Consider the following 14,047-nt stretch of genomic DNA (forward strand, 5'->3'; position numbering starts at 1 on the left):
TGCCCGGATCAGACCTGCCCGGAACTCAGACCTGCACGGTCGGCAGCACGACCAGCTGCCGCAGGTTGACGTGCTTGGGCCGGCTGGTGACGAACCCGATCACGTCCCCGATGTCGGCCGGGTGCAGCGGCGGCACCTGCTCCCGCCACGCCGCCAGGTGCGCGTCGACCTCGGGGTTGTCCATGTGGTCGCCCAGCTCGGACGTGACCAGGCCGGGCTCGACGTTGGTCACCCGCACGCCCAGCGGCCCGAACTCGGTGCGCAGGTTCGCCGACAGGTGCGTCACCGCCGCCTTGGTCGCGGCGTAGACGGCGTAGGTGGGGAAGGTGCCGTGCGCGCCCACGGACGAGATGTTCACCAGGTCCGCCACCCCGTCCCGCCCGGCCCCGACCAGGTCGTCGGTGAACGCCCGGGTCACGGTGAGCAGCCCGGTGACGTTGGTGTCGATCATCCGCCGCCACTCGTCGTCGCGGCCCGCGGTGATCGGGTTGGCCAGCATGACGCCCGCGTTGTTGACCACCAGGTCCACCCGGCCGAACGCGGCGTGGACCGCCTCGACGGCGGGGGTGAGGTCGCCGGTGACGTCGGCCGACACCGCGAGCGCCCGACCGCCCTCGGCCTCGATCTTCGCGGCCAGCTCGGCCAGCCGCTCGGCCCGCCGGGCCAGCAGCGCGACCTTCGCCCCGGACCGGGCCAGGACGAGGGCGATCTCGGCGCCGATGCCGCTCGCGGCACCGGTGACAACGGCAGTGCGGTTGTTCAGGTCGTAGGTCATGGCAACAACATTGGCCCTGGTCCCGGCCCGTACGAGAGGCCCCGTCCAACCCCCGTACCGCCGTTCCCTGGGTCCACCAGTACCCAGGTTGGCGGACCCGGGCGCGGCCATACTGGAGGGGTGACCCACGACCTCGGCGAATTCCTCCGCACCCGCCGGGCCCTGGTCCGGCCCGACGACGTGGGCCTGCCCGCAGGCGGCCGGCGACGCGTCCCCGGCCTGCGCCGCGAGGAGCTGGCGATGCTGGCCGGCGTGAGCGTGGACTACTACATGCGCCTGGAGCAGGGCCGCACGCCGGCCGTGTCCGACGCCGTGCTCGACGCGGTCGCCCGCGTCCTGCGCCTGGACGAGACCGAGCGCTCCCACCTGCGCAACCTCGTCCGCCCCACCCCGACCCGGCGCCCCGCGCCCCAGCGCGTGCGTCCCGGCCTGCGCCGGCTGCTGGAGATGTCCGGCGACGTGCCCGCGTTCGTGATGGGCCGCCGGTCCGACGTGCTGGCCTGGAACCCGCTGGCGGGCGCCCTGTACGGGTTCGACGACGCGTCCCCCGAGGACCGCAACTCGGCCCGGCACACGTTCCTGCGCCCCGAGGCCCGCACCTTCTACCGCGACTGGCCCGCGGTCGCCGCCGACATGGTGGCCTTCCTGCGCCTGGACGCGGGCCGCTACCCCGACGACGCCCGGCTGGCCGCGCTGGTGGGGGAGCTGGCGGTGAAGGACGAGACGTTCCGCAGGCTGTGGGCGCAGCACCGGGTCAGGGAGAAGACCCACGGCACCAAGCTGATCCACCACCCGGTCGTGGGCGACCTGGACCTCGACTACGAGGCCCTCAAGCCCGCCGGCGACCCGGACCTCACCCTCGCGGTCTACACGGCCCGCGTCGGCTCGCCGTCCGAGGAGCGCCTGAAGCTGCTGGCGAGCTGGAGCGCGTCGGTCGACGCCTGAACAGCCGGAGCGGCCTGAACAGCCTGGGCAACCCGAACGGCCTGAAGAGCGGCCCTCACGAGCAGCGCGTCCCCTCGGCGGGCAGCGTGAGGCTGATCAGGTACTCGTGCCCGGCGGTGTCCACGCACCCGTTGCCCTGGAGGTAGACGGTGTGCTGGTTGCCCTCGAACGTCAGCAGCCCGCCACCCAGCTCCCGGGCCAGGCTCACGCCCGCGTCGTACGGCGTGGCCGGGTCGCCGGTGGTGGAGACCACCAGCACCGGGGGCAGCCCGGACACCGGCTCGGGCGCCTCGGCCGTCGGCGGCACGGGCCAGAACGCGCACACGTCCAGCGCCGCCGCGGCCGGCTGCCCGTCGTCGAGGAAGGGCGCGGCCTCCTTGTACCGGCGGGCCAGGTCGTCCAGCACGGCCCGGTCCGTCACGGCCGGCTTGTCCACGCAGTTGACGGCGGTGAACGCGTCGGTGACCGAGCCGTACCGGCCCTCCGCGTCGCGGTCGAAGTAGCTGTCCGCCAGCAGCATCAGCACCTCGCCGCCACCGCCGCGCAGCTCGGTGAGCCCGCTGTTCAGCGCCGTCCACAGCTCCTCGGAGTACATCGCCTGGATGGCCCCGGTGATGGCGTCGTTGTAGGCCAGCCGCCGGTCGCCGACCGGGATCGGCCGCTGGACCAGCGGCAGCGTCAGGTCCCGGAACGCCCGGTTGGCCCCGGCCGGGTCGCTGCCCAGCGCGCAGTCCGCCTGCCGCGCGCACCACGCGGCGAACGCGTCGAACGACTTCTGGAACCCGGCGCCCTGCGCGATCAGCGACTCCACCTGGCTCTGGGTCGGGTCCACCGCCCCGTCGAGCACCAGCGCCCGCACGTTGCCGGGGAAGTCCTGCGCGTACTCGGCGCCGATGTGGGTGCCGTAGGAGTAGCCCAGGTAGGTCAGCTTCTCGTCGCCCAGCGCCGACCGCATCACGTCCAGGTCGCGCACCACGTCGCGGGTGCCGACGTTGGCCAGCAGGTCTTCGCCGCTGGTCCGCGCGCACTTCTCGGCGTACTGCCGGTTCTCCGCCTCGGTCTGGGCGATGCCCTCCGGCGAGGTGTCCACGTCGACGTCGAGCCGCTCGGCGTCGCGCTCGGCGTCGGTGAGGCAGCGGATCCGCGGTTCGCTCGCCCCGATGCCGCGCGGGTCGAAGCCGACCAGGTCGAACCGCTCGCCCAGCGGTGACGACCGCACGGTGGTGGCCAGGCTCGCGGCGGAGGTCATGCCGGACCCGCCGGGACCACCGGGGTTGACCAGCAGCGACCCGATGCGCTCCCCGGTCGCGGTCTGCCGCAGCAGGCCGACCCTGATCGTCCGGCCGTCGGGCTCCGCGTAGTCGAGCGGCACCTCCAGGCGGGCGCACTCCAGGTTCCGCCGGTTCTTCAGCAGGGAGGCCGAGGCGCCCGTGGTGGCGTAGCCGTCGCAGTCCTCCCAGCCCAGCTGCTGCCCGTAGAACCGCTCCAGCCCGGCGGGCACGGCCCCGGCGGGCCCTCTCCGCTCCAGCACCGTCCCCGCGCCGGGGGAACCGGCCACCACGGACGTGCAGGAGGCGAGGACCGGCAGGGCCAGGAGCAGCAGGAGCGATCGGCGCACACGTCGATCGTAGGTGTGACTCGTCGGCCACAACGTCCGCCGCGGGCGCGTCCGGTGAGCGAGAATGCCCCCATGCCACAGCTCCGACTCGCCCTCGCCCAGGTCAACGCCTGTGTCGGCGACCTGGCCGGCAACGCCGAACTCGTCGTCGAGTGGTCCCGCAAGGCCGTGGAGGCAGGCGCCCACCTGGCCGTCTTCCCCGAGATGGCGCTGACCGGGTACCCGGTGGAGGACCTGGCGCTGCGCGTGTCCTTCGCGGAGGCGTCCAAGGAAGCCCTGCTCGGCCTGGCCGCGGCGCTGGACGAGTCCGGGTGCGGCGAGCTGGCCGTGTTCGTCGGCTACCTGGACCGCGACGCCGCCGGGATGCGCAACTCCGCCGCCGTGCTGCACCGCGGCCGGGTCGTCGCCCGGCAGCACAAGCACCACCTGCCCAACTACGGCGTGTTCGACGAGCGCCGGTACTTCACGCCGGGCGACTCGCTGGACGTGGTGCGCGTCCACGGCCTCGAAGTGGGCATGGTCATCTGCGAGGACCTGTGGCAGGACGGCGGCCCGGTCGCCGCGCTCGGGCGGGCCGGGGTGGACCTGGTGGTCTCGCCCAACGCCTCGCCCTACGAGCGGGAGAAGGACGACGCCCGCCTGCCGCTGGTGGCCCGGCGCGCGGCCGAGGCCGGCGCGCCGCTGGCCTACGTGAACCTGGTCGGCGGCCAGGACGAGCTGGTGTTCGACGGCGACACGATGGTGGTCACCGCGGACGGGACGCTGGTCACCCGCGCGCCGCGGTTCGTGGAGCACCTGGTGGTGCTGGACCTGGACCTGCCGGGCGGCGCGTCGCGCGCCGAGGGCGACCACGGCGGGTTCGCCGTGCACCGCCGCACCCTGTCCGACGAGCCGCTGCCCGCCTACGAGCCGCTGCCCGCGCCGCAGGCCGCCGAGCCGCTGTCCGACGAGGCCGAGGTGTGGCACGCCCTGGTCACCGGCCTGCGCGACTACGCGCACAAGAACGGGTTCCGGTCGGTGGTGCTCGGCCTGTCGGGCGGCATCGACTCGGCCGTGGTGGCCGCGCTGGCGGTGGACGCCCTGGGCGCCGACCACGTGTACGGCGTGTCGATGCCGTCGGACTACTCGTCGGAGCACTCCCGGTCCGACGCCCACGACCTGGCGCAGCGCACCGGCCTGCACTACTCGGCGCAGCCGATCGCGGACATGGTGCGGGTCTTCGTCGACCAGCTGGGCCTGACCGACCTGGCCGAGGAGAACGTCCAGGCCCGGTGCCGCGGCGTGACCCTGATGGGGCTGTCCAACCAGCACGGGCACCTGGTGCTGGCGACCGGCAACAAGACCGAGCTGGCGGTGGGCTACTCGACCATCTACGGCGACGCGGTCGGCGGGTTCGCGCCCATCAAGGACGTGCTGAAGACCCTGGTCTGGTCTCTGGCGCGGTGGCGCAACGCGGAGGCCGAGAAGCTGGGCGAGCTGCCTCCGATCCCGGAGAACTCGATCAGCAAGCCGCCGTCGGCCGAGCTGCGGCCGGGGCAGGTCGACACCGACTCGCTGCCGGACTACGAGCTGCTGGACTCGGTGCTGGACGACTACGTCGAGGGCGACAAGGGCTACCGCGACCTGATCGCCATGGGCTTCTCCCACGAACTGGTGGACAAGGTCCTCCGGATGGTGGACAGGGCCGAGTACAAGCGCCGCCAGTACCCGCCGGGCACGAAGATCACCTTCAAGGCGTTCGGCCGCGACCGCCGGCTGCCGATCACGAGCGGCTGGCGCGAGGGCTGAGCTCCGCATCTCCCGACCTCCTTCTTCCGTCCCCGCTCCTTCACCCTTCACAAGCGGGTGGGGACGGCAGGAGGGCCGACACACGTTCGTGTGGTTTGCCGCCCGCGCCGCGACACCGCTCGCGCGGGCTCTGACAGTGTCGTTCCCACGAGCCCCTGACCTCGGAGAACGGGGTTCGCGACCGGTTGAGACCCCTCGGGAGGACGACATGCTGAAGAAGGCCGCCTCGATCGCCGCCGCCACCACCCTCGCCACGGTCCTGGTGCAGGCCGACGGCCAGGCGTCCCCCGCGCGGGCGCAGGAGGAGGCGTTCGTCGGCGGCAGCGGCACCAGCGCCGTGGACACGCGCTTCGCCTTCGGGGTCTTCGGCGGCGAGGGGGAGGAGGCGACCGGGTTCGCCCTGTTCCGCAACACCGCGGAGGGCATCGAGGAGCGCCTGGGCGGCATCACCTGCGTGAACATCGTCGGCAACGCCGCCATCTTCAAGATCAAGGACGTCGGCAGCGAGGGCGGCACGCACCGCCAGTTCTTCGTCCGCGACAACGGACCGACCGGCGAGGGCGAGCCGACCGACGAGCTCAACGCCTACGGCGTCCCGTCCAACGAGTCGCCCGACAAGTGCGACAAGCCCGACGAGGACATGAAGGGCCAGGTCATCACCGCGGGCGACATCGCGGTCGTCACCGGCGAGGAGTGACACCACCCCGGCGCGCCGCCCGCGGCAGCAGCAGCGACACCAGCGCCCCGACCCCGCAGATGACCGCCGTGATCAGGAAGATCTCGTGGTACTCGGTCAGCAGGGCCCCGGTCAGCGCCCGCTCGTAGGCCGCCGCCGCGGCGGCGAACTCCTCGGCCGACCGGCCGAACGGCAGCGGCGTGTCCAGGTCGGCGGTCAGCTCCCGGAACCGGTGCAGGCCCCACGCCGACAGCCCGGCCACGCCGACCAGCATCCCGGTCATCCGCGCCACCACGACCGCCGCCGACGCCACGCCGTGCCGGGCCTCCGGCACCACCCGCAGCACCGCCGCCGACGCCGGCGCGATCACCAGCCCCAGCCCGAACCCGGCCACCGCCAGGTCCCGCCCGACCACGGACGAGGCCACGTCGGCGGGCCACCGCGCGATGACCAGGTACGCCGCGCCGGCGATCAGCAGCCCGGCGAACGACACCCACCGGTCGCCGATCCGCCCGGCCAGCCACCCGCCGACCAGCGCGCCCACCGGCAGCGCCACCAGGAACCGGGCCAGCATCGCCGCCGCGGCCGCCGAGTCCCGCCGCAGCACCGTCTGCGCGAACAGCTCCACGTCCACCAGCGTCACCATCAGCGCCGCGCCCGCCGCCAGGGACACGCCCAGCGAGGCCAGGAACGGCCGCCACTCCACCCCCGCCGGGTCCAGCAGCCGCACCGGCGACCGCCGCTCCCACCACAGGAACGCGGCGAGCACCACCACCGACGCGCCCAGCACCGGCCAACCCCACGGCGGCAGCACCGCCCGCGACGGGTCCGGGTTGTAGAGCCCGGCGACCACCAGGCCCAGCGACAGCGCCAGCAGCGCCCCGCCGACGAAGTCGACCCGCACGCCCGTCCGCGCCGACCGGGGCACGGTCCGCTGCACCACCACCGCCGCCACCGCGGCCAGCGGCAGGTTCACCCAGAACACCCACCGCCAGCTCTGCGGCTCCAGCGACTCGAACACCGACCACGCGTTGAACAGCGACGCCACGCCGACCCCGTACAGCGTGCCCAGCACGCTGCCCAGCTCCTGCGCCGCGCCCACCACGCCCAGCGCGGAGGCCCGCCGCTCCGCCGACCACAGGTCCGCCACCAGCGCCATCGTCACCGGCAGCAGCGCGCCGCCGGCCAGGCCCTGCACCACCCGCCCGGCCACGAGCAGCGGCAGGTCGCCCGCCAGCGCGGTCACCGCGGAGCCCAGCGCGAACCCGACCAGGCAGGCGTGCAGCACCAGCCGCCGCCCGAACCGGTCGGACAGCTGCCCCAGCAGCGGCATCCCCGCCACGTAGCCGAGCAGGTACCCGGTCACCACCGGGGTGGCCCGCTCCAGCTTGTTCACCGGGATGCCCAGGTCCCGCACCATGTCCACGAGCACGCCGACGACCACGTAGGCGTCCAGCGCGCCCAGCAGCACCGCGCCCGCCCCGGCGCCGATCGCCAACCGGCGCGACGCGGGGGACGCCGGGGACGCCACCGCGCTCACGCGGGCGCGGTGACGGAGAAGGGCTTGTCGAAGTCGGACAGGTCGATGGTGACCGCCGCCCCGCCCGGCAGCGTGAACACCGCGTTCACCAGCCTGTCCTCGCGCACCGAGAACCGGGACGCCACGTCCGCGTCGATCCCGGGCACCAGACCCGCCACCACGTCCCGCGGCACGGTCGCCTCGACCACCGTGACGCCGCCGTCCGAGCTGACGGTCTTCTCGTCGCGCGCGTCGCCCAGCACCTTCGCCACGCCCCGCTCCGGGTCGAGGATCGCGGTCGGGTCGTACACCTGGCCGGCCAGCGCCGCGGGCAGTTTCGTGAACCCGCCGGTCGGGCCCTTGAAGTACAGGTCCTGGTCGACCAGGACGTACTCGACCTCGATCAGCTGGCCGAACTGCTCGACCTTCGCCCGCCCCCGCGACCGACCGGCCGAGTCGAGGTCGCCCTCGGCGTTCTTGACCGTCACGTCCGGCAGCTCGCCGTCCACCTCGATCACGAAGTGCGTGCTGGTCACCGCCCTCATGCCCGCGGCGGCCCGGTCCAGCACCTCCGGACCGGCGGGCAGCCCGCCGCCGTCCCCGGAGGACGTGCAGCCGGCCACGAGGGCGAGCAGGAGCGACCCGACCAGGGCGCGACGAGGGAACATGGGGCAGATCGTAGAGCTCCCGCCCGGCCGCGCCGGGTCGCTCGCCGACGCCGGCCCTTGACCTGCGGGTAAGCTCACCGCGTGCGACTGCGCAGGCGCGTACCGGCGAGGCGGCCACGCAGGGCCGGCGATCCTTACCTAGGCTTCGCCCCATGAACCGCCAGCAGGAGTTCGTGCTCCGCACCCTAGAGGAACGCGACATCCGGTTCGTCCGGCTCTGGTTCACGGACGTCCTGGGCTTCCTCAAGTCCGTCGCGATCGCCCCCGCGGAGCTCGAAGGCGCCTTCAACGAGGGCATCGGCTTCGACGGGTCCGCGATCGAGGGCTTCGCCCGCGTGTACGAGTCCGACATGGTGGCCAAGCCCGACCCGTCGACGTTCCAGGTGCTGCCCTGGCGCACGGCGGAGAACAACCACTACTCCGCCCGCATGTTCTGCGACATCGCCATGCCGGACGGTTCGCCGTCGTGGGCCGACCCGAGGCACGTGCTGCGCCGCTCGCTGGCCAGGGCCAGCGAGGCCGGGTTCACCTGCTACGTGCACCCGGAGATGGAGTTCTTCCTGCTCAAGAGCCTGCCCGACGACGGCAGCGAGCCGATCCCGGCCGACAACGGCGGGTTCTTCGACCAGACCAGCCACGAGACCGCGACCCACTTCCGCCGCCACGCCATCGAGGCGCTGGAGGCCATGGGCATCTCGGTCGAGTTCAGCCACCACGAGGGCGCGCCCGGCCAGCAGGAGATCGACCTGCGCTACGCCGACGCCCTCACCATGGCCGACAACGTGATGACGTTCCGCTACGTCATCAAGGAGGTCGCGATCACCCAGGGGGTGCGCGCCTCGTTCATGCCCAAGCCGTTCACCGACCAGCCCGGCAGCGGGATGCACACGCACGTGTCGCTGTTCGAGGGCGACCGCAACGCGTTCTACGACGCCGAGGACCCCTACCAGCTGTCGGACACCGGGAAGATGTTCGTCGCCGGCCTGCTCAGGCACGCCCGCGAGATCTCCGGTGTGACCAACCAATGGGTGAACTCCTACAAGCGCCTGATCGTGGGGGGCGAGGCGCCCACCGCGGTGTGCTGGGGCCACTCCAACCGGTCCGCGCTGGTGCGCGTGCCGATGTACTCGCCGGGCAAGTCCTCGTCGCGCCGGGTGGAGATCCGGAGCCTGGACTCGGCCTGCAACCCGTACCTGGCGTACGCGGTGATCCTGGCCGCGGGCCTGAAGGGCATCGAGAAGGGCTACGAGCTGCCGCCGGCCGCCGAGGACGACGTGTGGTCGCTGACCGACCGCGAGCGCCGCGCGGCCGGCTACGACAACCTGCCGCAGAACCTGGGCGAGGCGCTGGTCGAGATGGAGAACTCCGAGCTGCTGCCCGAGGCGCTCGGCGAGCACGTGTACGACTTCTTCCTGCGCAACAAGCGCACCGAGTGGGACGCGTACCGGCGCAGCGTGACGCCGTACGAGTTGCGCGCTCTGTTGCCGGTCCTGTGAGGGGAGCTTCCGTGCGGGTCGTACGCACCGAGCACTCGGAGAAGCTAGGTTTGCCGACCGTGACCGAGGTGCCCGCGCGTTCGGAAACCCGTCCTGCCTTCATCGCGTGCACGGTGGCCAAGGCCGCCGAGCTGCCCGCGGTGAAGGTGCTGTCCGGCTCGTTCCTGGCGACCCACCCGGAGGCCAGGTTCCTGGCCCTGGTGGTCGACGCCCTGCCCGAGCACTCGGGCCCCGGCCTGGTCACCCCGGCCGACCTGGGCGTGCCCGCCGAGGAGCTGGCCGAGCTGGCCACCGGCTGCACCGCCGACCAGCTGTGCGGCCTGCTGCGGCCCGTGCTGCTGGAGCAGCTGCTGGGCCAGGGCGTGCCGGTGCTCTACCTGGACCCGTGGGTGAAGGTCCTGGGCTCGCTGACCGACCTCGTCCTGGGCGCGGTCGGGCGCGGGCCCCTGGTCCTGCTGCCCAGGTCCCTGCGCCCCCTCCCGGACGACGGCCTGCGGCCCACGCCCGCCGAGCTGCTGGAGACCGGCGTCTTCGACCCGGGTTTCCTGCTGGTGGCGCCGGGGGCCGAGCCGTTCCTCCACTCGCTGGCCGAGCAGCTGCGCCGCGCCCCGGACGCCACCAAGGCCGTGCTGGACATGGCCCCGGCCCTGGTCAACATCCACGTCCTGCGCAACGCGACGGTGGGGCTGTCGGCGTGGAACGCGGGGCAGCGCGACCTGCACCGCCGGGACGACGGCACCCTGACCACGCTGGGTGAACCGCTGCGCAGCGTCCACTTCGCGGGCTTCGACCCGCAGCGCCCGTGGCTGCTGTCGGCGGAGTTCGCCGACCGGCCGCGCGTGCTGCTGTCCGAGCACCCGCACCTGGCCGAGCTGTGCACCGAGTACCGCGCCGACCTGCTCCGCAGGGGGCACGCGCCGCAGAAGGTCCGCTACGGCTTCGGGCAGCTCGCGGACGGCACCCTCATCCCGGACGAACTGCGCGCGGACTACCGCGAAGCGGCTCGTGCGCGGGCCGGTTCGGCGTTCAGCGCCGAGGGGCGGACGCCGGCGCCGGCTCCCGAGGAGCCTGCCGCTGAGGAGTCGGCTCCTGAGGAGTTGCCCGCCGAGACCCCCGACGCTGCCCGGACCCCGGTCAACGGGCAGGTCAACGGCCAGGTGAACGGGCACGTCAACGGCCGGCCGCAGCCCTCCCGGCCGGAGCCCTCCCGGTCGCCGGCCAGCGAGGACCCGGCCAGCGAGGACCCGGCCAGCGAGGACCCGGCCGCCGAGAACCCGGCCAGCGAAGGCCCGGCCACCGGGGCGTCGGCTGCGGATGTTCCGGTCCCCGAGGCCCCGGCTGCCGAGGACTCGGCCACCGAGGTCCAGTCCCACGAGGACTCGGCCACCGAGGTCCAGCCGCACGAGGACCCGGCTCCCGAGAGCCCGACCGCCGCCACCTCGCCGGAGCCCTCCGCGCCGCCGGCACCCCCGATCACCAGCGCCCCCGCCACCGCCGGCACCCCTCCCAGCACCACCCCACCGCAGGCCGACCGAACCCCCACCCCACCCCCGGCCTTCGGCCCGGACGGCGGCGCGGCGTTCGTGGCCTGGGCCTGCGAACCGGTCCCCGACCTGCCGGGCAGCACCCGCTGGGCCGCCGCGCTCTGGCGCTCCGACCCCGCGCTCCGCACCCAGTTCCCCGACCCCTTCGGCGCGGACGGCGCGGCCTTCCGCGACTGGTGCGCCGGGATCGGCGTGGCGTCCGGCCGCCTGCCCGCGTCCGCCGTGCCCAGGTCGCGCGCCGAATCGCCCGTCCTGCACGACCAGCTCGGCGTCACCGTCCTCGGCACCGGCCCGGTCGCGCGGCTCGTCCACGCCGCCGCCCGCGCCTCCGGCCTGCCCACCTCCACCACCGCCGGCTACCCCGTGGTGGTGCGCGTCGGCACCAGGCAGCCCGTCCCGGACAGCCGTTTCGTCGTCGACTACCTCCTCGACGACGAGCAGCCCGGCGGCGCGAGCGAGGTCTGGGTCCCCTCCGAGACCACCCGCGCCGCGCGCGAGCGCCAGGGCGGCCCGGTCGCCCGCGTCCTCCCGCTGCCCGTGGCCGAGGCCGACACGCGCGAACCCGAATTCCCCGATCGCGTGATCTTCGGGGCCCTGGCCGACCACGCGATCGACCGCGAGGGCAACGTCCTCGGCGCGGTCTCCGCGTTCCTGTCCGCGTTCCCCGACCGCTCGGACCTCACCCTGCGGATCGAGGTCACCAACGCCAGGACCCACCCGGAGGCCGCCGAGCGCCTGCGCCTGGCCACCGCCGCCGACCCGCGCATCGAGCTGGTCGACGACCTCGGCCGCGTCGACTGCCTGGTCCAGCTCCACCGGGGTGGCGCGGACGACCGGATCGTCCACGCCCTCGGCGGGCACGCGGCCGTCGGCACCCCGGTCCTGACCTCCGACCACGGCGCGGTCGCGGAGCTGTTCGACAAGAACTCGGTGATCTTCGTGCCGTGCCGCCAGGGCGTCGAGCCCGACGTGCGGGCCGCCGCCAAGCTGATGCGCGCCATCGCCGACGACCGGTCGACCGCCGCCGCCATCGGGCTCAAGGGCCGCGAGCGCGTCCGCGCCACCCGCGGCACCGCCGCGGTCGGCGACGTCCTGCGCGAGCGCGTCGAGCACGCCTACCGGACCTGGCGCGCCCGCCGGCCCAAGCCCGTGCCGACCGTGGACCCGATGACGGCGCTGCACTCGGCCAAGCACGCCCTGCTCCGCCAGCCCGACGTGGGCGTCGCCAGCCGCACGCCCATGGCGCCGCAGTTGCGCAAGGTCGTCCTGCGGGTGCTCGACCACTACGACAACCACATGCGCGACGTGCTCGGCTCCCTGGTCGACGGGGTCGAGCGCACGGTGTCCGAGCTGGTCCGCCGCCAGGACGACCTCTCCACCGGCATCGGCCTGGGCGAGCTGGAGGTGCTGCGCGCCGAGCTGGAGCAGCACGCCGAGAACCAGGGCCACCTCGCCGACCAGCTCGTCGGCGTCGACGACGGCGTGGTCCGGGTCCGCGCGGACATGGCCGGTCAGGGCCGCAGGCTGCGCGAGATCGAGGACGCGCTGGTCGCGGAGGCCGGCAAGCGCGCCAAGCAGGGCGACGCGCTCGCCCACCGCATCGACAAGCTCACCGGCGCCCTCGAACGCACCCTCGACCGCATCGACTCGCTGGAGTCGAAGGTCGTGGACGTGCTGCGCGAGCGCGACCACCGGATGGACGCCGGCCTGCGCGCCGCCAACCAGGCCCAGCAGACCGCCGACGCCCTGCGCCGGGTGGTCGTCCGCGAGCACGAGCGGCACGGCGACGCGGTGCCGCGCAGCTCCCTGGTGCTCACCGACGTGGGCCTGCTGCGCCTGCCGTCCGACGACGCGTTCATGCTGCCGCTGCTGTCGAGCAACGGGGTGTGGGAACCGGGGCTGTCGCAGCTGATCGACGAGGTGGTCGAGCCGGACGGGATCTTCCTCGACATCGGCGCCTACGTCGGTTACCAGACCGTGCGGATGCTCAGCCGGTTCGGCACGGGCGGCGCGGTGGTCGCGGTCGAGCCGTGCCCGTCCGCGCGGGCGCTGCTCAAGCACAACGTCGAGGTCAACCTGCCCGAGCGCACCGCGCAGCAACTCGTCCTGGTGGACGCGGCCGCGTGGGAGAGCAGCGGCGAACTGGTCACCAACCCCGCCCTCACCGGCGGGGTGTCGGTGGCCCCGCTGCCCGAGGGCGCGCCGGAGGACGTCGCGAAGGTCCGCGCCACCCGACTCGACAAGGAGCTGGAGGCGGTGCCGAGCCTCCAGGGCCGCAAGCTCTCGGTCGTCCGGGTCGACGCGCCGGGTCGCGGTCACCGCGCGCTGGCCGGGCTCGTGCGCCTGCTGCGCCGGGACCGCCCGCACGTGTTCATCGAGTTCTCGGCCTCGGCGACGCAGGGCTTCGGAGACGATCCGGTCACGGTTCTCAAGGAGTTCCGGATCTGGGGCTACGACCTGGTGCCCGTCGCCACCCGCGAGGCGGCGTCGCCGGAGCAGATCGTGGCCGCGATGGAGGGCCTGCGGACCATCCCGCTGTGGCTGCGTCCCCGCCCGGTGGCGCCCAAGAGCCCCGCCCAGCAGGTGGCCCGACCGCTCCGGCAGACCGCTGACCAGGCGATTTGACTTGTGCCAAGGTCATGAGTAGCTTTTGTCGAGTCGCCAGCAAGACCCCGGAACGAGCGGTTGACACCGCGAATCGGGCCGGGTAGAGTTCTGCGGCGGCAAGCTCCCAGAAGCGAATAAGCAGCACCACGGTGCTGCCTCGGGTCTGGAAGACAAAGCAAATTGAATGCGAAGCGGGATCAACGCGGAGCGAAGAAGCCGGAACCGGCCGATTTGACACCGCGAAAACGAACCAGCTAAGCTTCAAACACAAGCGAAACACCGGAAACACAAAGCCCCGGAATGAACCGCGGTAAGATGCGGGACAAGATGGTGAGCGCGTGTTCTTTGAGAACTCAACAGCGTGCCGAATAGCCAGTAAATTTATGATCCTCGTCAAGAGGATTCCTTTGA

Annotated in this window: 9 protein-coding genes; 5 read left to right on the plus strand and 4 right to left on the minus strand. The window is 73.4% G+C overall.

The window, feature by feature from the left end; genetic code table 11:
* Positions 1-25 precede the first annotated feature (25 nt).
* A complete protein-coding gene (locus tag ACFP3R_RS30710; protein WP_380641083.1) occupies positions 26-775 on the minus strand; it encodes an SDR family oxidoreductase in 750 nt (249 codons plus the stop codon).
* Positions 776-895: 120 nt separating this feature from the next.
* On the opposite strand from ACFP3R_RS30710, the gene ACFP3R_RS30715 reads away from it, so the two are divergent.
* Positions 896-1,720, plus strand: coding sequence for a helix-turn-helix transcriptional regulator (locus ACFP3R_RS30715; protein WP_380641085.1), 825 nt, complete (start codon positions 896-898; stop codon positions 1,718-1,720).
* A 55-nt stretch (positions 1,721-1,775) separates the two neighbouring features.
* Here ACFP3R_RS30715 and ACFP3R_RS30720 read toward each other — a convergent pair whose 3' ends face one another.
* On the minus strand, positions 1,776-3,338 hold the full coding sequence (locus tag ACFP3R_RS30720) for an alpha/beta hydrolase (RefSeq protein WP_380641087.1): 1,563 nt from the start codon (positions 3,336-3,338) through the stop codon (positions 1,776-1,778).
* 72 nt (positions 3,339-3,410) lie between these two features.
* On the opposite strand from ACFP3R_RS30720, the gene ACFP3R_RS30725 reads away from it, so the two are divergent.
* Positions 3,411-5,126, plus strand: a complete 1,716-nt coding sequence (locus ACFP3R_RS30725) for an NAD+ synthase (RefSeq protein WP_380641089.1) — start codon at positions 3,411-3,413, stop codon at positions 5,124-5,126.
* Positions 5,127-5,334: 208 nt separating this feature from the next.
* Entirely contained in the window at positions 5,335-5,823 is a 489-nt protein-coding gene (locus ACFP3R_RS30730; protein WP_380641091.1) for a hypothetical protein, read from the plus strand.
* Here ACFP3R_RS30730 and ACFP3R_RS30735 read toward each other — a convergent pair.
* Together ACFP3R_RS30735 and ACFP3R_RS30740 are read right to left on the minus strand one after the other, a co-directional pair.
* On the minus strand, positions 5,807-7,342 hold the full coding sequence (locus ACFP3R_RS30735) for an MFS transporter (RefSeq protein WP_380641093.1): 1,536 nt from the start codon (positions 7,340-7,342) through the stop codon (positions 5,807-5,809). The two genes, ACFP3R_RS30730 and ACFP3R_RS30735, sit on opposite strands and share 17 nt — an antisense overlap.
* Positions 7,339-7,989, minus strand: coding sequence for an LppX_LprAFG lipoprotein (locus tag ACFP3R_RS30740; RefSeq protein WP_380641095.1), 651 nt, complete (start codon positions 7,987-7,989; stop codon positions 7,339-7,341). The genes ACFP3R_RS30735 and ACFP3R_RS30740 overlap by 4 nt, the downstream gene beginning before the upstream one ends.
* Before the next feature lie 152 nt (positions 7,990-8,141).
* Here ACFP3R_RS30740 and glnA point away from each other — a divergent pair, with 152 nt between their 5' ends.
* Both glnA and ACFP3R_RS30750 read left to right on the plus strand, forming a co-directional pair.
* Positions 8,142-9,485: a type I glutamate--ammonia ligase gene (glnA, locus tag ACFP3R_RS30745; RefSeq protein ID WP_380641097.1), complete on the plus strand. Its 1,344-nt coding sequence runs from the start codon at positions 8,142-8,144 to the stop codon at positions 9,483-9,485.
* A 59-nt stretch (positions 9,486-9,544) separates the two neighbouring features.
* Positions 9,545-13,654, plus strand: a complete 4,110-nt coding sequence (locus ACFP3R_RS30750; RefSeq protein ID WP_380641099.1) for an FkbM family methyltransferase — start codon at positions 9,545-9,547, stop codon at positions 13,652-13,654.
* Positions 13,655-14,047 lie beyond the last annotated feature (393 nt).

Origin of the sequence: Saccharothrix lopnurensis (assembly GCF_042658445.1) — a bacterium.
GTDB lineage: Bacteria > Actinomycetota > Actinomycetes > Mycobacteriales > Pseudonocardiaceae > Actinosynnema > Actinosynnema lopnurensis.